This is a genomic window from Exiguobacterium marinum DSM 16307 (assembly GCF_000620845.1).
GTDB lineage: Bacteria > Bacillota > Bacilli > Exiguobacteriales > Exiguobacteriaceae > Exiguobacterium > Exiguobacterium marinum.
Genome location: NZ_KK211189.1, coordinates 132,501 through 150,014 on the forward strand (window position 1 = coordinate 132,501; position 17,514 = coordinate 150,014).

The 17,514-nt window shown below is 47.3% G+C and carries 23 protein-coding genes and 2 tRNA genes; 5 read left to right on the forward strand and 20 right to left on the reverse strand.

Annotated features, from left to right (window positions below; translation table 11 throughout):
* Window positions 1-12: 12 nt before the first annotated feature.
* The 10 genes from P400_RS0101000 to acpS all read right to left on the reverse strand — a co-directional run bounded on the left by P400_RS0101000 (window position 13) and on the right by acpS (window position 6,501).
* Window positions 13-104 (reverse strand) — tRNA-Ser (locus P400_RS0101000).
* Window positions 105-113: 9 nt separating this feature from the next.
* Window positions 114-188: transfer RNA gene (locus tag P400_RS0101005), tRNA-Asn, on the reverse strand.
* A 209-nt stretch (window positions 189-397) separates the two neighbouring features.
* Window positions 398-2,569 (reverse strand): Tex family protein, encoded by a 2,172-nt coding sequence (locus tag P400_RS0101010; RefSeq protein WP_051545916.1) that lies wholly within the window; start codon window positions 2,567-2,569, stop codon window positions 398-400.
* Between the two features lie 24 nt (window positions 2,570-2,593).
* On the reverse strand, window positions 2,594-3,394 hold the full coding sequence (gene sigB, locus P400_RS0101015; RefSeq protein ID WP_015880560.1) for an RNA polymerase sigma factor SigB: 801 nt from the start codon (window positions 3,392-3,394) through the stop codon (window positions 2,594-2,596).
* The gene (gene rsbW / locus P400_RS0101020) at window positions 3,360-3,839 is read right to left on the reverse strand and encodes an anti-sigma B factor RsbW (protein WP_026824471.1); all 480 of its coding nucleotides are present in this window, start codon (window positions 3,837-3,839) and stop codon (window positions 3,360-3,362) included. The genes sigB and rsbW overlap by 35 nt, the downstream gene beginning before the upstream one ends.
* The gene (locus P400_RS0101025) at window positions 3,836-4,162 is read right to left on the reverse strand and encodes an STAS domain-containing protein (RefSeq protein ID WP_015880558.1); all 327 of its coding nucleotides are present in this window, start codon (window positions 4,160-4,162) and stop codon (window positions 3,836-3,838) included. Before P400_RS0101025 ends, rsbW begins: the two co-directional genes overlap by 4 nt.
* A 143-nt stretch (window positions 4,163-4,305) precedes the next feature.
* The gene (locus P400_RS0101030; protein WP_026824472.1) at window positions 4,306-4,656 is read right to left on the reverse strand and encodes a type II toxin-antitoxin system PemK/MazF family toxin; all 351 of its coding nucleotides are present in this window, start codon (window positions 4,654-4,656) and stop codon (window positions 4,306-4,308) included.
* A 5-nt stretch (window positions 4,657-4,661) separates the two neighbouring features.
* The gene (locus tag P400_RS0101035; RefSeq protein WP_026824473.1) at window positions 4,662-4,940 is read right to left on the reverse strand and encodes a hypothetical protein; all 279 of its coding nucleotides are present in this window, start codon (window positions 4,938-4,940) and stop codon (window positions 4,662-4,664) included.
* A 129-nt stretch (window positions 4,941-5,069) separates the two neighbouring features.
* Window positions 5,070-6,146 (reverse strand): alanine racemase, encoded by a 1,077-nt coding sequence (gene alr, locus P400_RS0101040; RefSeq protein WP_026824474.1) that lies wholly within the window; start codon window positions 6,144-6,146, stop codon window positions 5,070-5,072.
* Window positions 6,133-6,501, reverse strand: a complete 369-nt coding sequence (gene acpS / locus P400_RS0101045; protein ID WP_026824475.1) for a holo-ACP synthase — start codon at window positions 6,499-6,501, stop codon at window positions 6,133-6,135. Before acpS ends, alr begins: the two co-directional genes overlap by 14 nt.
* 63 nt (window positions 6,502-6,564) lie before the next feature.
* Here acpS and P400_RS0101050 point away from each other — a divergent pair, with 63 nt between their 5' ends.
* Window positions 6,565-7,290: a rhomboid family intramembrane serine protease gene (locus P400_RS0101050; RefSeq protein WP_026824476.1), complete on the forward strand. Its 726-nt coding sequence runs from the start codon at window positions 6,565-6,567 to the stop codon at window positions 7,288-7,290.
* 44 nt (window positions 7,291-7,334) lie between these two features.
* Here P400_RS0101050 and P400_RS0101055 read toward each other — a convergent pair whose 3' ends face one another.
* From P400_RS0101055 to P400_RS0101065, 3 genes are read right to left on the reverse strand one after another with little or no spacing between them, the layout of a single operon-like run.
* Entirely contained in the window at window positions 7,335-7,652 is a 318-nt protein-coding gene (locus P400_RS0101055) for a hypothetical protein (protein ID WP_026824477.1), read from the reverse strand.
* A 33-nt stretch (window positions 7,653-7,685) separates the two neighbouring features.
* Window positions 7,686-8,168 (reverse strand): hypothetical protein, encoded by a 483-nt coding sequence (locus P400_RS0101060; protein ID WP_235181814.1) that lies wholly within the window; start codon window positions 8,166-8,168, stop codon window positions 7,686-7,688.
* Window positions 8,161-8,436: a 4a-hydroxytetrahydrobiopterin dehydratase gene (locus P400_RS0101065; protein ID WP_026824479.1), complete on the reverse strand. Its 276-nt coding sequence runs from the start codon at window positions 8,434-8,436 to the stop codon at window positions 8,161-8,163. The genes P400_RS0101060 and P400_RS0101065 overlap by 8 nt, the downstream gene beginning before the upstream one ends.
* 139 nt (window positions 8,437-8,575) lie before the next feature.
* Between P400_RS0101065 and P400_RS0101070 the strand changes: the two genes are divergently transcribed.
* Window positions 8,576-9,109: a cysteine hydrolase family protein gene (locus tag P400_RS0101070; RefSeq protein WP_026824480.1), complete on the forward strand. Its 534-nt coding sequence runs from the start codon at window positions 8,576-8,578 to the stop codon at window positions 9,107-9,109.
* A 22-nt stretch (window positions 9,110-9,131) separates the two neighbouring features.
* Complete coding sequence (locus tag P400_RS0101075) at window positions 9,132-10,577, forward strand: nicotinate phosphoribosyltransferase (protein ID WP_026824481.1); 1,446 nt, start codon at window positions 9,132-9,134, stop codon at window positions 10,575-10,577.
* Window positions 10,578-10,611: 34 nt separating this feature from the next.
* On the opposite strand, the gene P400_RS0101080 is transcribed toward P400_RS0101075, so the two are convergent.
* Window positions 10,612-10,914 carry a hypothetical protein gene (locus P400_RS0101080; RefSeq protein ID WP_026824482.1) on the reverse strand — a complete coding sequence of 101 codons (303 nt, stop codon included), beginning with the start codon at window positions 10,912-10,914 and terminating at the stop codon, window positions 10,612-10,614.
* A 113-nt stretch (window positions 10,915-11,027) separates the two neighbouring features.
* On the opposite strand from P400_RS0101080, the gene P400_RS0101085 reads away from it, so the two are divergent.
* Entirely contained in the window at window positions 11,028-11,501 is a 474-nt protein-coding gene (locus tag P400_RS0101085) for a YwpF-like family protein (protein ID WP_026824483.1), read from the forward strand.
* Window positions 11,502-11,576: 75 nt separating this feature from the next.
* Here P400_RS0101085 and P400_RS0101090 read toward each other — a convergent pair whose 3' ends face one another.
* The 3 genes from P400_RS0101090 to P400_RS0101100 form a co-directional block, all read right to left on the reverse strand.
* Complete coding sequence (locus P400_RS0101090; RefSeq protein WP_026824484.1) at window positions 11,577-12,053, reverse strand: DUF456 domain-containing protein; 477 nt, start codon at window positions 12,051-12,053, stop codon at window positions 11,577-11,579.
* A 10-nt stretch (window positions 12,054-12,063) separates the two neighbouring features.
* Window positions 12,064-12,663, reverse strand: a complete 600-nt coding sequence (locus tag P400_RS0101095; protein ID WP_026824485.1) for a histidine phosphatase family protein — start codon at window positions 12,661-12,663, stop codon at window positions 12,064-12,066.
* Between the two features lie 63 nt (window positions 12,664-12,726).
* A complete protein-coding gene (locus P400_RS0101100) occupies window positions 12,727-13,662 on the reverse strand; it encodes an alpha/beta hydrolase (RefSeq protein ID WP_026824486.1) in 936 nt (311 codons plus the stop codon).
* Between the two features lie 175 nt (window positions 13,663-13,837).
* On the opposite strand from P400_RS0101100, the gene P400_RS0101105 reads away from it, so the two are divergent.
* A complete protein-coding gene (locus P400_RS0101105; RefSeq protein ID WP_026824487.1) occupies window positions 13,838-14,866 on the forward strand; it encodes a metal ABC transporter solute-binding protein, Zn/Mn family in 1,029 nt (342 codons plus the stop codon).
* A gap of 39 nt (window positions 14,867-14,905) precedes the next feature.
* Here P400_RS0101105 and P400_RS0101110 read toward each other — a convergent pair whose 3' ends face one another.
* From P400_RS0101110 to P400_RS0101120, 3 genes are all read right to left on the reverse strand, one after another.
* Entirely contained in the window at window positions 14,906-15,352 is a 447-nt protein-coding gene (locus P400_RS0101110; RefSeq protein WP_026824488.1) for a hypothetical protein, read from the reverse strand.
* Window positions 15,353-15,405: 53 nt separating this feature from the next.
* Complete coding sequence (locus P400_RS0101115; protein ID WP_026824489.1) at window positions 15,406-15,861, reverse strand: hypothetical protein; 456 nt, start codon at window positions 15,859-15,861, stop codon at window positions 15,406-15,408.
* An 84-nt stretch (window positions 15,862-15,945) separates the two neighbouring features.
* A complete protein-coding gene (locus P400_RS0101120) occupies window positions 15,946-17,391 on the reverse strand; it encodes an alanine/glycine:cation symporter family protein (protein WP_026824490.1) in 1,446 nt (481 codons plus the stop codon).
* Between the last annotated feature and the right edge of the window lie 123 nt (window positions 17,392-17,514).

Consider the following 17,514-nt stretch of genomic DNA (forward strand, 5'->3'; position numbering starts at 1 on the left):
AGTAATTTTAAGTGGCGGAGACGGAGGGATTCGAACCCTCGCACCGGTTTCCCAGCCTACTCCCTTAGCAGGGGAGCCCCTTATAGCCTCTTGGGTACGTCTCCAAAATAAAATGGCTCCGCAAGTAGGATTTGAACCTACGACCTACCGGTTAACAGCCGGTTGCTCTACCACTGAGCTATTGCGGAACGTTGCTTGAACTTATCGAAGTAACGATTTATATTGTAACCGCAAACCAGAAACCTGTCAATCATTTTCTTAGAAAAACGTTTATTTCGCATGTCGTCTCTCGGCGACTTCTATAAGATATCACGGCATAAAAAGACCGTCAACACTTTTTCTGAAAAAAAAAGCAGGCAAAATGAAAAACATTTTACCTGCTCCGAGTTTCTTCTTATTAACTGTTCGGCGTAAGCATCGTCAAACTAATTCGTCCACGATTCACATCGACTTGTTCAATCCATACAGTTACGATGTCACCGACCGAAACGACATCAAGCGGATGCTTCACGTAACGATTCGACAATTTCGAAATGTGGACTAGTCCATCCTGCTTCACGCCGATATCGACAAATGCACCGAAATCAATGACGTTTCGGACAGTTCCTTGGAATTCCATCCCTACTTTAAGATCTTCAAGGCTCATAACATCTGTTCGTAGTAACGGCTTTTGAATATCTTCACGCGGGTCACGACCCGGTTTGGCTAATGATTTTAAAATGTCCTCTACTGTCGGGAGACCCGCATCTAATCGTTCACTCAATGCACGTGCGTCGACTTGCTGTAGACGTTCTCGAAGCTCGGCTGTTCCAACCTCTGATTTAGAGGAGCCGATTTCTTTTAGAATCGATAACGCGAGCGGGTAACTTTCCGGATGAATCTCAGTTTGGTCAAGAACATCCTTCCCGTTCATGATTCGCAAGAACCCAGCCGCTTGTTCGAACGCCTTTGCTCCGAGACGTGGCACCTTCTTAATATCCTTTCTCGTTTCAAAGCGTCCATTCTCTTCACGGTATGACACAATATTTTTTGCTGTCGTCTTGTTAAGTCCCGATACGTATGTCAATAAAGACTCGGAGGCACGGTTGACGTCAATTCCGACCATGTTGACCACGCTTTCGACGACAAATTCTAAGGATGCCTTCAGTTTATTCTGGCTCACGTCATGCTGATATTGTCCGACACCGACTGATTGCGGGTCGACTTTGACAAGTTCCGCCATCGCATCCTGGATTCGGCGTGCGATCGAGACGGCTGACCGTTCCTCGACTTTTAAGTCCGGAAATTCGCTTCGTGCGACTTCCGATGCCGAATACACACTCGCCCCTGCTTCGTTCACAATCGCATAAGCGATGTCACGCTCTGCTTTCTTCAACCAGTCGGCGACGAATTGTTCTGTCTCGCGTGACGCAGTCCCATTCCCGACGACGATGACCGAAATCGGATATTCCTTCGCGAGTCTCGTCAACACTCTCTCGGCTCCAGCGATATCATGTTTCGGTGCCGTCGGATAAAAGACACCGACTTCTTCGACTTTTCCGATTTCGTTAACGACTGCCCACTTACAACCCGTCCGATATGCCGGATCAATCCCTAAGACGACTACTTCGCGAAGAGGTGGCTGCATATAGAGCTGCTTTAAGTTTTTCGAGAAGACATCGATTGCTTGTTCTTCTGCCTTCTCTGTCAACTCACCACGAATCTCCCGTTCAATTGCCGGGAAGACAGATTTTTTATAAGCCTCTATCACAGCCGCTTCGACAATTTCACGCTTCTCTTTCGGCAGTCGTTCATATGTACGGAGGGTCTGATCCATGAAGCGCGTCTCGTCAAATATCACTTTTACTTGAAGAACGTCGGTACGTTCTCCACGGTTCAAGGCGAGTACACGGTGTGGGACGATGCCAGCGATTTTTTCTTCATATTCATAGTACTGTGCAAAAATCTCTTTCTCGTCCTCCGCTTGTTTTTTCTTCTTCGAGCGCAAGAGCCCTTCTTTGCGTACGCGGTCACGGAGCATCTGTCTCAGTTTCGCTTCCTCGCCCCATTCCTCCCCGATGATGGCACGAACGAGTGGCAACGCTTCTTCTACTTCGACGTCTTGAGCGCGTTCTTTTAACGCCTCTGATGAATAAAGTGACTTGTCACGGAACCAGTCTGCGAGTGGTTGCAACCCTTTCTCGCGACCTTGTTCCGCTTTCGTGCGTCGTTTCGGACGATACGGTAAGTAGATGTCTTCAACTTGTTGAAGTGTCGTCGCCACCTCTAATGCTTTCGTTAATTCAGGCGTGTTCTTTTCCAACTCTTCTAATTTGGCAAGGACATCCGCTTTACGTTTTTGTAGACTCTCTTCATATTGAAGGGCGTCTAAAATCCCTTTGATTTCGACTTCATCCAGATTTCCCGTCATTTCTTTCCGGTAACGGGCCATGAACGGAATGGTCGCCCCTTCAGACGCGAGCTGTTGTACCGTCTCAACTTGGTTCCCTTTCAAGTTTAACGCTTTAGCCACTTTCGCAATCACTTGAATCACTTCCTTTTTTGATCTCTTCCAAAGTGTAGCAAACATTCAAACAAAAAAGCGACGACTCGATTAGTCATCGCTTGAGAATACTTCATTGAGTGGGACTTTGATGGCTTCACGTAGCTTTTCGAGTGCTCGCCGCTGCAAACGGGAGACGTGCATCTGCGAGATGCCGAGAAGTTCTCCAGTCTCTTTTTGGCTCATGTTCTTATAGTAGGCACATTCTAAGATAGCACGTTCCCGCTCATTTAAGACGTTGAACGCTTTTTCTAAAATGAGACGTTGATCGACTGATTCATACCCACGTTCTTGGCTACCGACTAAATCGAGTAGTGTGACCGTACTGCCTTCGTTATCCGCTTCAATCGAACTATCGACTGACAAAGCCTGATAGCTCTTGCCCATCTCGAGCGTCTCAAGAATTTCTTCATCCGATACACCGAGATGATCGGCTATCTCATCGATTCTTGGCGAACGTTGTAATTCGGTCGTCAATTCTTCGACTGTCTTCTTAATCTTCGGGCCGAGCTCTTTGATTCGACGAGGCACGTGGACACTCCACGTCTTATCGCGAATAAATCGTTTGATTTCTCCGATGATGGTTGGGACGGCAAACGATTCGAAGCTACGACCAAATTCTGGGTCAAATCGACGAAGTGCCGCTAGTAATCCAATCATCCCAACCTGTACGAGATCGTCGTGAATCGCCCGTCCTCGCGAGAATTTGCGAGCGAGCGCTTCGACGAGGTCTGAATAGCGATTGATGAGTAGCATTTGCACTTCTTCGTTTTGGTCATCTTGTTGGTAGCGTTCAATCCACTCTAGTACCTCATCATCACTGTGATGGCGTTGTTGAGATTTTGCTGGCACTCTGATCCACCTCGTCCCTGTTAAGGAGTTTTGTCATCGTCACTTTGACACCGTTGTCTTTATTGATCGAGACATCATCCATTAACGCTTCGATAAGGAAGAGACCAAGTCCTCCCTCGCGGAGCGATTCAATTTCCGTCGTCTCTTCGACCGGAGTCGCTTGACGCTTCACATCATCCGCGAACGTCTTGCCTGAATCTTCAATCGTGATTTCAAGACGATCTGCATACACGCCACACGAGAGTTTGACTTCTCCATCCTGATGTTCTTCATAAGCATGTTGCACGGCATTGCCACATGCTTCCGAGACCGCGATTTTAATATCCTCGATCTCGTCGTACGTATATCCCATACGGTTAGCGATTCCTGAAACGACTAATCGAACCACACCGACATATTCTGGTTTGGCCGGGAACGTCATGACCGTCTGTTCAACATTGTTCATTGCGTGCCACCTCTTACATTCGAATTAATAGAAAGAAGTTTGTGAAGACCCGTCAATTCGAATAGACGATTGACTCGATCCGTGACCCCGACAAGTGACAACTCTTTTTCGTTACGCGTGGCAATCTTCAATGCCCCAACGAATACACCAAGACCTGTCGAGTCCATATACTCCACTTCGTCTAAATGAACGACCACATCTTGTTCACTGATGGCCGGATGCAATACTTCTTTCAATTTTGGTGCAGTATATGTATCCACTTCCCCGGATACGTAAAGGTGTAATTGTTCTCCAATGACTTGCTCGCGAATCGCTAAATCCATTGTCTATTCCCTCCTAAATGTCCGTACAGATAAATTGAGTACGATTAATTTTAATTCCCCTCTGACAAAATTTTAAACCATTTTCTTAAAAAATATTTTAAAAAAAGACCGATACCTATGTACCAGTCTTGATCTATGTAAGGCTAGAGCGGGATCAATCCCATACTAATCTCTAGCGCTCGGTCAACTTTATGCATCGTCTCATCATCGAGATGAGTGACTTTATCCGTCAGACGACGCTTATCAATCGTTCGAATCTGTTCAAGTAAAATCACAGAGTCTCGTTCGAGTCCGTGCTTCTCTTGATATACTTCCACATGAGTCGGCAGTTTTGCTTTTTGAATCTGAGCTGTAATCGCAGCGACAATGACGGTCGGGCTAAAGCGATTGCCGATGTCGTTCTGTACGATGAGAACGGGTCGAACGCCACCTTGCTCTGAGCCGACTACGGGCGACAGATTCGCATAAAATACGTCACCACGCTTTACGATCACTCTGCTCACACCCCACTTACTTGACGTAAGAGAGCATGTTCGGCTTCGGCTTCAATCGTTAGCATCTCTTCTGCCATATTCAAGTTAAACGCGGCCATCTCTTGATAGCCTTTCGCCAATTCTTCACGCAGTGTTTGTTGTCGATCAGCAATTTCTTTAGACAAGTATGTCACTACATCGTTCAAGGACAGTGTTTCACGGTCTTTCATCGAAATCGGACCCCCTTGTTGCGAGAACCGATCTGGGACGGATGCTAGCGCACCCGCAGTTCGCTGCTTCAACATCTTACACCTCCAGAATCGTTTCATGGACTGGCGGAAAATCTCCCGCGTTCTTTATCAATATAACACGCAGGAATGGGAAAATATAGAGAATTCGAGAAAGAATTCAGATAATTTCACACGATTTTTGATTCACACATAGCGACGCGGCAATCGGCTCGTAAATTGACAGACAATCTCATAGTTGATGGTTTCTAGATATGACGCGAGTTCATCAATGGCGACATTTCCACCGATGAGTGTCACATCCGTACCGACTGGGAACTCTTTTGGGAGACGAATCATGAAACGGTCCATGCAGACGCGCCCTACGATTGGACAACGAACGCCATCCACCTCGACCTCAAATCCGCTCGCCTTCCGTAACCAACCGTCCGCATAACCGACCGGGACCGTACCGATCCATTCATCGGCCGACGTCGTATAGGTCGCGCCGTAACTGATTGTTTGACCTGCCTCAAGTTGTTTCACCTGCATGAGCTGACTTTTCAAAGTGAAAGCTGGGCGAAGGAACGCATAGAATGTCTCCATCTCGTTTGATGGATATAGCCCGTAGAGTGCGATGCCGACACGAACTAGATTATAAGGAACGTCTTGTCCCGCCATCCGGATGGCTCCGGCTGAGTTAGACGTATGAATATAACGGAATCGCTCGTGCAGGCCCATCATCAACCGTTCGAATCGCTCTTGTTGCGTATAGTACAAGTCGCTATCTAGTTCATCAGCTGTCGCGAAATGGGTGTAAATCCCTTCCACCCTAATCGAGTCAGTCGCTTCTTCTAGTAAGGCATCCAACTGTTCACGGGTACGCAGACCGAGACGTCCCATCCCTGTATCGACTTTGATGTGAACCTTCAAGGGCTTTTCTTCTATATAAGGAGTTGCCTCTTTTAACCATTCGGCTGAAAAGACGGACAACGTGATGCCCCGTTCTGCCGCAGCTCCGGCATATTCAGGGAATTGCGCCTCCATAACGAGAATGGGTGCCGTGATTCCAGCATCGCGAAGCTCAATCGCTTCCTCAAGTAAAGCGACCCCAAGCATCGTTGCCCCATTCTCAAGTGCAATCTCCGCTACTTCAACCGCCCCGTGACCGTAGGCGTTCGCTTTGACAACCGCCATGATGTCTTGTGGGATACGTGTTGATAATTCTTTTATATTATGGGCGATGGCCGCCCGATCAATCTCGATTCGACTAGGACGAAACATGTTGCCCCTCCTCTTCTAAGATGACTTGCGCGACCGCATACGCTTGACTATGACTGATGCTGACATGAATCCGACCTGAAAACGGTGCGGTCATGACAGGCCGTCCTGTCTCATCTGGTAAAATTTCAATATGACGCCACGATAAACCGTGTGCAATGCCGGTGCCAACCGCCTTGGCATAAGCCTCTTTTGCGGCGAAACGACCTGAGACAAACTCGATTTGACGCGGTAGCGGGTACTGTTGAATAAACTCATATTCCGCTTCGGTGAGCAGGCGCTTTAAAAAACGCGGTTGTTTCATCGAGCGAGCCATCCGATCAAGCTCGACGATATCGATTCCGATTCCTACAATCACAGGACACTCGCTCCTTTCCTTTTTTCCTCGTTTCCTTATACAATTGAGGAAAGAGGTGATGTTATGTTTAGTCGTACTGAAAATGTACAAACGTTTGTACGGGCATATCCACTCGTAACGCTGTTCATTGTAATCCAACTCCTTGTGTTTGTCATCGATTCTTTCGCTCCTGGTTTACGAATCGTGGCGACGGGTGGGTCGTTCCATTTGGCACTCGCGGACGGACAATGGTACCGCTTGGTCACGGCCAACTTTATTCATTTAAGTCTCGGCCATTTATTGTTCAACTCGTTCGCGCTGATCATCTTTGGGCCAGCGATGGAAAGAATGGTCGGTCATGTGAAATTTGCCCTGTTTTATGTATTGGCCGGAGCTCTTGCCAACTTGCTCACCTACTTCACCGTCAGCAATTTATTTTATCTACAAGCTGGTGCGTCAGGTGCAATCTTGGCCATTCTCGGATTTTACGTGTTCATCGGCCGCTTCCGTCGCACGTTGATGTATAGCCAGGATGCCCGCTTGGTTTATATCTTCGTTGCTATCAGCGCTGTCTTCACATTAATCGGTTCAAATGTGTCGCTTTGGGGGCATGTGTATGGTTTCCTCTCAGGATTTTTACTTGCCCTACCACTCTCACGGTTTGCCGTTCCGTATACACGGCCCGCTCGCTATGGAAAGTATAAGCAACGCTCGTACGCACCCCCTGTTATTCATTCTGGGGATGGAAAGTGGTTTTTCTACATTATTATCGGACTAGCCATCTTCGGATTATTGGCACAATTCCTATGACAAAGATACAAAAAACGGCCAAGCGAAATCGCTTGGCCGTTTGCTTAAATTTGATTTTTATGACGAGCCTCTTGAAGCACGTCGACTAAATCCTTCACGTCTTCGACAAGGTTTTGAATCGTATCTTGGTTTTCTTCGTAGAGCGATTTCCATTCCATGACACGATCTTTCAAGTTCCCTTTCGATGAGGCTTGAAGACCGACTGCATGGGCTTCTGTCGATGTATTCGATGACTTCAACTTCGACTTAATGCCTTTTAATTGTCTTACTTGTTGATCGCGCGTTTCGCTATGGAGAAGTGATGCTGCTGCGCCGATTACTGCACCCGCAGCCATCCCCAACCAGAAATAATTCTTGTTCATAAAAATCCTCCCCTAACATGACGTTATCTTTTATTATAGATTATCTGACTCGGTGACGACATAGTGTTTTATGACAGGACCTGACCCACGTTGTTCCACGGCCCGTTTCAACCGGTCTTCGAGGACTGCGTAATCCGCCGTATCTCGGAAGTGTTTTCCACCAGACGTGAACTGAATGAAGACGACAGCATGGTGGTCGTCCGGGTCGACCCCGAGACGGTAAGCCGAAAAACCTTCATGCCCGACACCGAGGGGCGCCTTTTCAGTCAATAGTTGATGAAATAACAGAGAACGGGCATTCTCATCTGCCGGGATGTTCGCATACAAGATGTTTCCTTTTTTCACGAATTCCCCTGATGCCTCTTCAATTTCAAACACTTTGCCACTTTTGAACGGGGATTTGTCCCCCTCCGCGAGTAAAATCGTCTCATGTCCATTCGCCGCGATGACACCCGGTTCTTTCCGAAGGCGCTCCGCCACGCTACCTGACGCGAACGTCATATAAAGTTTAGACAAGTCCTTCACACCCTTTCGCGAGTGTAATGTCTTTCTCCGTGATACCACCTTCGTCATGAGTCGATACGGTCAAAGTTACATCCCGATACTCGATTAAGATGTTTGGGTGATGATCGAGTGACTCAGCCAAATCCGCTACTAGATGTACGAATTGGATGGCTTCCGGGAACGTTTCAAGGCGGTAAGTCTTTTGAATCTCCCCATTCACTTCTTGCCAACCGCTTAAGCGTGACAGTTCGTCTGTCAATTCACTTTGTGATAATACCATCGTCACAATCCCCTTTCCCTATACGGTCTACTTGTCTTATTCTACCCAAACCGAAGAAAAATAATCTTCCGCGCATGATGTATAATGATTTAGAATGAGATGGATAGCCATCATTTTGATTATGAGAGGAGCATCTTCTATGCGCGCATTGATTGTTATTGATTATACATTTGATTTTATCGCAGACAGTGGTCGTTTGACTTGCGGGAAACCTGGGCAAGAGATTGAAGAACGGATTGTCACGTTGATTGAAACGTTCTCGACAGAGGATTATGTCGTCATCGCAAACGATGTCCATGATGCAGGCGACACGTTCCATCCGGAAACGACGTTGTTCCCACCTCACAATATCCGTGGGACAGAAGGTCGTGAATTGTACGGAGCTGTGAAAGAAGCATCCAAAACGGCAGACCACTGGATTGATAAGACACGGTATAGCGCGTTTGCTGGAACGGACCTTGACTTGCGTCTTCGGGAACGCGGCATCACAGAAGTTCATCTTGTCGGTGTCTGTACGGACATCTGCGTGCTCCACACAGCCGTAGATGCCTACAATCTTGGTTATCAAATCGTCGTCCACGCCGATGCCGTCCAAAGTTTTAATCCGGTCGGTCACGAATGGGCGCTCGAACATTTCGTCACGACACTCGGTGCGACCGTCGTCGGAAAGTGACGTAAAACAGAAAGGAAAATATATGTTACATCGCAATTTAGCACTTCATACGGACCTTTACCTTCCACGTTGGATGTATATCTACTGGAAGCAAGGTCGTCATAACGAAAAAGTCGTTTTCGACCTTTACTATCGCTCGAATCCATTTAGTGGAGGATATGTTGTTTTTGCTGGACTCGAGAACATCGTCCATTATTTAGAGAACGTATCGTTTACCGAAGAAGATATCGCCTACTTGAAAAAACAACTTGGATTTGAAGACGAGTTTGAGGATGTGTTACGAAATTTCAAGTTCACTGGTTCACTATATAGTGTCCGCGAAGGAGAAATCATCTTCCCCCACGAACAAGTCGTCCGGATTGAGTCGACCATCTTTGAGGCAAAGTTGTTCCAGACGGCACTCCTCAATATCGCCAACCATGAATCACTTATCGCTACGAAATATGCACGGATTCGCCAAGCTGCACCGAATGAAACACTCCTTGAAGGCGGCGCACGTCGCGCGCAAGGGGTCGATGCCGCCTATTACGGCACACGTGCCGCTTACATCGCAGGTTTCGATGTGACAAGCCTCGTCTCTGCCGGACGTGATTTCGATGTACCGACAGGAGGGACGATGGAACATGCGGACATTCAGTTCCATGATGATGAATTGAGCGCATTCCGTTCATTCGCTGAGATGTACCCAGACAACACGAGCCTTCTCATCGACACATACGATACTCTTAAATCCGGTCTTCCGAACGCAATCACGGTCGCGAAAGAACTTGAGGCAAACGGACACCGCCTCAAGTCTGTACGACTCGACTCCGGAGACCTCGCCTATCTGTCGAAACGTGCCCGGAAAGCATTGAATGAAGCCGGTCTCGACTATGTTAAAATCGTCGTCTCTGGTGATTTAGATGAGTACGTCATCCAAGACTTACGAATGCAGGGCGCCGAAGCCGATACGTTCCTCGTTGGGACGCGTGGGATCACAGCTTATGAACAGCCGGCACTTGGTATGGTATATAAACTCGTCGCACGAGAAGATGAGACCGGAGAGTTGAAACCGGTCATCAAAGTATCTTCTTCCAAAGTGAAGACGACGACGCCTCATAAAAAAGAATTGTACCGGATCATCGACAAGGAAACGAAAATGTTCAAAGGCGATTACATCGCCCTTTCTGACGAACCGGTTGATTCATACACAGAAATCGACTTAATCGATGTCCGTGACCCAGCCTTTAAAATCAAGACACGTAACTTCAACGTCAAACGCTTGTTGCAGCCAGTTTTCCTCGATGGGAAACGAGTATATGACCTACCGAGCACGACCGAGATTCGTACTTACCACCATGAGCAGATGAACGGTCTTTGGGAAGAGTATAAACGCCTTCGCCTGCCGGAAGTTTACTCGGTGACGTTCAGTAAACCACTTTGGGATCTAAAACTTGATATGATTCGCAAAACGCGAGTTCCAAAATAAAAAAAGGTTGTGGGTGCATTTCCCACAACCTTTTTTATACCATCGTCATCTCACCCGCTTGGCTTTGATCTTCTTTTCTCCGAAAGTAAAGCGCCATCGACAAAGAGAGCAATATCAAGACAAAATAGACAGTCCGTTGCCAAAACGTAGCTTCGGTGTCCCCTTGGAACAGTGCAATGATATAATCACTCCCACTGACTAAAAACAGTCCGGCAAGCAAAAGAAAGATTCGATAGCCGGCCCGACTCCGCTCCCCTTTCACTTTGAAGAAAAGGACACCATAGTAGACAATCGCCAGAATCGTCACATAACCGATTACGCCAACAACCCAACTCATCTTGATGCCTCCCTCACTCTCTATTTTTCTGTTTCTTCCCCGTTATCTTAACATATTCTATTCATCATACTATGTTAAGATGGTCTAAAGAAAACGCGGAAAGGAACGATCCTATGAAAACGTTTCGCCTCGTCCAAGTCCGTCTCGTTCAAGACGAATACGGCAATGAACTGAACTTACCAATCGATTTGCTCGACGGATTGATCATCTCCAAAGAACACGACTCTGAGTGGCTACTCGAGATGCTCGTACCGACCGAGTCCGCGGTCACGCTCCATCACTACTTAAACAAACGAATTCTTATCCTCGCCGAGGCAATCATCACGTCCCGGACGAATGCCCCGGCTGCGCTCGCCTTGACGTTCACGAGCGAACGCGCTTTGAACGATCATCATACGTTCGTCGCCGAGGGACTTATGTTAATCCCGAAACAGGATGCTACGAAACAAGTGCTTGATTCCTTGATTCAAGATGGGGTTGCCACATCGAATTTGAAACCAGCTTTCTTCGAGAAGAAAGTCGAGCTGCAGCAAACGTTCAGCCGTTTCGCCTTTAATCAATTAGTCAAAACTGGGTCATTCGAATAATCGAATGACCTTATTTTTATTTCCCCACAACCTTGGACCCTTCAAACAAAAAAAGACGGAGAAATAACTTCCGTCTCACACATAGATAAAGAACAAGATGACCATCATCGTCATTCCGATCACTTTTAACAACGTGCTGCCGAGAAAGGCGAGAACCGTCCCGACGCCGATACTCCATGCCTCGCGTGTCGTCTTCCCGAGCGTCAATTCTGCCAAAAATGCGAAGATGAACGGGAAAATAAGGACTCCGACGAGCGGGAATATGAAAGGTCCGGCAATCAAGCCGATCGTCGCGCCCCATTTCGCTCGTTCCGAGCCACCTCGTTTGTCCACTGTTGCCCGGGTAACGACATAGTCAACCCCAAACAAAAAGACGAGGAAGACGGATTGCCATACCCAGAACGTCCAAGTCAGCGGCTCAAATGAGAAACCAAACCCATAAATCATGTAACCGATAAACAAGAATAGGACACTCGGAATGACCGGGTAAATGAGTCCGGCAAAAGCGACTACAAATGATGCGATAATAAATACCCATAATAAGGTCGTCATGACATTCTCCTCATTTCATAATGGCCGGATCGGTGATATGGTCAGCTACATTGACTGCCTTCACCTCAAACTGACCATGTTGATGGATGATATAGTTCGAGCAGGCGTTCCGCATCGCATGACGGAACGTGTATGTGTCATCAATCGCTGAAAGCGCTGCTTTGATTGCATGTGAATGGCAGACGACAATGATGCGCTTGCCTGGATGTGTGTCGACCAAATGCTTCATTCCTTCTAAAACACGGGCGCGCATCTCACCTTCCGACTCGAGGCCAGGAAGGCGCTCCTGATCATCGGCTTGAACAGCCTCATAAATACCTTTTACCGGCTGTCCCGATGCCGCTCCAAATTCACGTTCAATAAACCGTTCATCTAAACGAATCGCCCCATGCTCGATACCACATGACGTCGCAATCGCTTCTGCCGTATGAACCGCACGCGATAAGGGACTAGAGACGATGATGTCCCACTGTTCTTGACTTAAAAAAGCTGCACTCTCTTCGGCCTGTTGACGTCCGAGTGCATTCAAAGGATTATCTTCGCGCCCTTGAATAATTTCTAAACGATTCCAATCGGTCTGACCGTGCCTGACTAAACATAACTCTGTCACTACTTCCACTCCTTATACTTTCAATCATCACTCATCGTACCATCTTCCCTAAAAATCGCAACGTCATACCATGCATTCATCAATAAAACGGTTGATGCGTGCCATAAGTTGCTTTTCGTTGATTGGATTGTCCGATTGCAGGAAACTTGCAAGTGAGTGCGTTCCATTAGGAAATGAAATGAGTTGGACGTTCGCACCGACATCACTCGCATGTTCGACGAAGTGAAGCGCCTGGCCAAATGGCACAATCGGATCTTTCTTCCCATGTAACAATAAGATTGGCGGTGCATCAGCGTATAAATGGGAAACGGGTGAACATTTCACCATCAGTTCACGCCACTCCTCACGGCTTCCTTCATAGAATTTCAAATGAGCCAACCACGTCTGAATGAACTTGAATAATAAAAAGTTTGTTGGTGGATACAAGGCGATAACCCCTTTGATTTCTGGGAGGTCATCCCCGAGTTCACCTACAAATTGTTTGTGACGATCGAGTGCTGTCGCGAGCAACAAAGCCGCTCCCGCAGAATCGCCCCACACGAGTAATTGCTGTGTATCAAGCATCAACAACGATTCATGTTTCTTCAAATAGCAAAGTGCATCTGAAGCATCGGAGATATTATCAGGGAAATACACCCCATCTTCAAATAAGCGATAATCGATACTGACGACAGCGATTCCTTTCCCTAAAAAGTGATCGAGTAACGGATGAAACAACGTCACCATGCTCCGGTCCCCTCTGACAAATGCTCCCCCGTGTGCATAGACCGCTACCGGGAATGGACCTTCACCTGGAGGGAGATATAAATCAAATTGGAGCGGACGATCGTTGACAATTTTATACGTGTACGTGTGACGCCGGCGTGTTGTCGGTCGAATCGGCAATTCGGGTTCTTGCCATCTGACAAGTGACCCATACTGACTCCACACGCTAGCCCCGGCTGCAGTCGCGGCAGCAATCGCCGCACCACCTACAAACCAGGCAGTCTCCTTTCTCATACAATCCACTCCTCGTCCCTTTTTTTAATCATATTCCCGTTTTTTTCAAAAATCTATCCATCAGAAGTCGGACTTGACGTGCTTCGAAAGGCACACTATAATATTAATCGCAGTCATAAAACGTAATTGTTACGATTTAATATTCAGATAATTTTTGAAAGGTGGACGATGAAAGATGAAAAAGACATGGCTAGGTGCCGTCGCGGCCGGGACACTTCTACTTGGAGCTTGCGGTAATACCGAAGGAGATAACACAACGGAATCAACGGGCGACAAATTGACGGTGTATGCCTCGACCTTCGCTTTAAAGTCAATAGCTGAAGAAATTGGCGGAGATCAAGTCAACGTCGAAATGGTCATCCCACCCGGAGCAGACCCGCACACATTTGAACCCACTTCTAAGCAGATGACTCAAATTGCTGAAGCCGATCTCTTTTTGACGATTGGTCACGATTTAGAGCCTTATGTCGAATCAATGGAGAAGAGTTTAGATGGACAGAACGTCACTTTCGTTAAAACAGCGGAGAACGTGGCGTTGCTCGATGCAACTGATACCGTTCATGTTCATGAAGAAGATGGTCACACTGAGGATGAGCATGCACATGAAGAAGATGGACACACTGAGGATGAGCATGCACATGAAGAAGATGGACACTCGGAAGACGAGCATGCCCATCACGACCACGGACAATACGACCCTCACGTTTGGCTCGACCCAATGAACGCCGTTACAATGGCGGAAGCCGTTGAAGCAGCTTTCAGTGAAGAGGCCCCGGACTATAAAGACGAGTTTACGGATCGCTTAAGTGCATTCAAAGAAGAAGCGGACGCCCTAGATGGTGAATTGGCAGCAGCGGTCGAAAACGGGACGAAATCAGAACTTCTTGTAACACATGCCGCTTATGGCTATTTAGCTGAACGCTATGGTTTCGAACAATTACCAATCGCTGGACTCACACCGTCTGAAGAGCCGTCACAACAAGCTCTTAAACGAATCATCGAAGAGGCTCGCCTTCATGATTTGAACTACATCGCCTTCGAAAACACGGTCACACCGAAAGTGGCTGAGGTGGTAAAAGAAGAGATTGGCGCAGAGAGCGTAACCATTTATAACTTAGAATCGGTCACAAAAGAACAGATGGACAAGAGCTATTTCGACTTGATGCGTGAAAACGTCAAGGCACTTGAGACAGCTTTGAAATAATTAAAATCCCGAAACGAGATGGCTCGTTTCGGGATTTTTTCATGCTTCTATTCGACGGTCTAACGTCTTCATCGTGACGAGAAGCAGGATCAGGAGCGATACGATGACACTCATCATCCAGAAATCCCCGTCCATGAAGAATGATCGCGTCCACTCCCCTGTACTCATTCCCAACCACGCTTGACTGACACCAAATCCAATCAGTGCGATCACACCAAAACGAATCCATGTCATCTTCGGAACAAACCGTTTGCTGACGAGATAACTATTCAACACCAATAGACCAATATAAGCGGCGAGTAGAACGTTCCAAGCCGTGTCAAATAGGACAGGCACCACCCCGCCCGTCACAGCGTACCCCCATGTCACCAAGAATACAGTGAATGAGATGAGCGTGATGCGATAAAGCGACTTGACTCCCGTTTGATACGCAAGAAACGGGTTAATCAGAATGCCGATCCAGATGAGTGTGCCAAACACGTCCATGAGCGAATCCCCTTTATACCATTTTTTTACATGGTATCACATCAGGTCCATCCTTACTCATAATAAATTAAGACAAGCTCTTCTCGGGACACGGCCGTCTCACAAAACTGTTGCAACCGGGTCCAGTCTTCCCAAATCGTCTCGAACTCATCTTTTGCCACGAGCGCCATGTCTTTCACGTCATCTCGTCCGAACGCATGCAACGTGTCTTTGACGATGTGAAGCAATTGAGGAGTCAGTATACCGACAACGACCGCCTGCGCTTCATTCACAATCAGCTCCTCGCCAACGAGTGCCATTTCCATATTGTATGTGTCCGCCCCATCGATATACACTTCGATTTGACTGAGCACGCGTTGAAACGATTCGATATTCGGGAGCGTCAGCGTGTCGTCCCGGTCTCGATATTGCTCATGCATATGAATCAACCAGTCTAAAATCATCTCCGGTTCTTGATTGAACGATACCCATACTTCTGGGGAAACACGTACATAATGCGTCGTCTCCATACATGAACGCCCCCTTTTTATGACATTACCCGTCTTGTATATGTAAAAAAACCGCCTACATAAATTCGTAGACGGTTTCCTACATCAAAAACGATTAGTTCCTGTTTGTTGTTCTTCTGGTTCGCTCTCCCAAGCTTCGATATATTCACGGCCAGGAAGGTTCTCAACCGAGTCGACATAGAAGACCGGGTCTTCTCCTGCTCGACGTTGTAACAAGTAGTCATCGAGAACGGCGCGAGCCACCTTCGCCAAGCGGAAGATCGCATACAAGTTCACGAGTGCCATGAGACCCATGAACACGTCCGCAATCGACCAGACGAGACCTGCAGAACGGACCGCACCAAACAAGACCATTCCGACGACACCGATGCGATAGAGCGTGACGTAGATTTTTTTATCTGAGATGAACTGAATGTTCGTCTCTCCGTAATAATAGTTTCCAAGAATCGAACTGAAAGCGAATAAGAAGATTGCAATCGTCAAGAACGATGTCGCTACCGGACCGACTTCTGCTGTCAATGCAGCTTGTGTCAGTTCGACACCTGCAAACGATTCTGAACCTGCTACTCCTGAAATCAAGATGATCATCGCTGTCGATGTACAGACGAGTAATGTATCCACGAAGACACTAAACGATTGAATCAATCCCTGTTTGACAGGGTGTGACACTTCCGCTGTTGCAGCGGCGTTCGGCGCAGAACCCATACCTGCTTCGTTCGAGAAGAGACCACGACGAATCCCTTGAAGCACCATCGCACCGATCGCACCACCGAAGAGTTGCTCGATTCCGAGGACTCCCTCTGAGAAGATGAGGCTGAAGACGTCTGGTAGGAGATTGACATTTGTCACCATGATCCAAATCGCGAGTAGGATATAGCCACCTGCCATGACTGGAACGATGATACTCGACAAGAGTGCGATAGATTGAATCCCACCGAAGACGACAACGGCCGTCACAATCGCAAGGACAATCCCAACGACTGTTGTACTGATCCCAAATTGATTACTCACAGAGAGTGAAATCGTATTCGACTGTACCGAGTTGAATGCAAATCCAAATGCGAACGTAATCAAAATTGCGAATAAAACACCGAGCCAGCGTTGACCAAGCGCACGTTCCATATAATAAGCCGGTCCCCCGCGCCATGTGCGTCCGTCACGAATCTTATACACTTGTGCCAATGTACTTTCGACGAATGCAGATGCTGCTCCAATCAAGGCAATGAGCCACATCCAAAAGACCGCACCTGGACCACCGAGCGCAATCGCTGTCGCCACACCGGCAATGTTACCTGTACCGACACGTGCCGCCGTTCCGATTGCGAACGCTTGGAAAGAAGATACTTGTCCTTTCTCACGCGCCGTCCCTTCTTTAAACAAAAGACGGAACATTTCAGGAATCATACGGAACTGGACGAACCCCATACGAACCGTAAAATAAAGACCTAATGCGACAAGTACAACGATGAGCACTTGCGACCACAACAAATCGTTCGCCTGCGAAACAAGCTTCTCTACCAATTTCTCCATACTAATCCTCCATCATTCTAAAACTCTTAACAAAAAAGTCATGTCAACTTTTTTAACATGAGTAGAATTATAGGTAAATTATACGAAAATTGCAATATTAATTCACTTTCTTGCATGATAGGC

Coding starts and splice junctions, on each gene's coding strand:
- P400_RS0101010 (WP_051545916.1), bottom strand. CDS start 2,569: ATGTTTGCTACACTTTGGAAGAGATCAAAAAAGGAAGTGATTCAAGTG.
- P400_RS0101055 (WP_026824477.1), bottom strand. CDS start 7,652: ATGAACAAGAATTATTTCTGGTTGGGGATGGCTGCGGGTGCAGTAATC.
- P400_RS0101035 (WP_026824473.1), bottom strand. CDS start 4,940: ATGTTGAAGCAGCGAACTGCGGGTGCGCTAGCATCCGTCCCAGATCGG.
- P400_RS0101090 (WP_026824484.1), bottom strand. CDS start 12,053: ATGACGACCTTATTATGGGTATTTATTATCGCATCATTTGTAGTCGCT.
- alr (WP_026824474.1), bottom strand. CDS start 6,146: ATGTTTCGTCCTAGTCGAATCGAGATTGATCGGGCGGCCATCGCCCAT.
- P400_RS0101105 (WP_026824487.1), top strand. CDS start 13,838: ATGAAAAAGACATGGCTAGGTGCCGTCGCGGCCGGGACACTTCTACTT.
- P400_RS0101115 (WP_026824489.1), bottom strand. CDS start 15,861: ATGGAGACGACGCATTATGTACGTGTTTCCCCAGAAGTATGGGTATCG.
- rsbW (WP_026824471.1), bottom strand. CDS start 3,839: ATGAACAATGTTGAACAGACGGTCATGACGTTCCCGGCCAAACCAGAA.
- P400_RS0101110 (WP_026824488.1), bottom strand. CDS start 15,352: ATGGACGTGTTTGGCACACTCATCTGGATCGGCATTCTGATTAACCCG.
- P400_RS0101075 (WP_026824481.1), top strand. CDS start 9,132: ATGTTACATCGCAATTTAGCACTTCATACGGACCTTTACCTTCCACGT.
- P400_RS0101025 (WP_015880558.1), bottom strand. CDS start 4,162: ATGGATTTAGCGATTCGCGAGCAAGTCATTGGAGAACAATTACACCTT.
- P400_RS0101065 (WP_026824479.1), bottom strand. CDS start 8,436: ATGGTATTATCACAAAGTGAATTGACAGACGAACTGTCACGCTTAAGC.
- P400_RS0101085 (WP_026824483.1), top strand. CDS start 11,028: ATGAAAACGTTTCGCCTCGTCCAAGTCCGTCTCGTTCAAGACGAATAC.
- P400_RS0101080 (WP_026824482.1), bottom strand. CDS start 10,914: ATGAGTTGGGTTGTTGGCGTAATCGGTTATGTGACGATTCTGGCGATT.
- P400_RS0101120 (WP_026824490.1), bottom strand. CDS start 17,391: ATGGAGAAATTGGTAGAGAAGCTTGTTTCGCAGGCGAACGATTTGTTG.
- P400_RS0101100 (WP_026824486.1), bottom strand. CDS start 13,662: ATGAGAAAGGAGACTGCCTGGTTTGTAGGTGGTGCGGCGATTGCTGCC.
- P400_RS0101070 (WP_026824480.1), top strand. CDS start 8,576: ATGCGCGCATTGATTGTTATTGATTATACATTTGATTTTATCGCAGAC.
- P400_RS0101050 (WP_026824476.1), top strand. CDS start 6,565: ATGTTTAGTCGTACTGAAAATGTACAAACGTTTGTACGGGCATATCCA.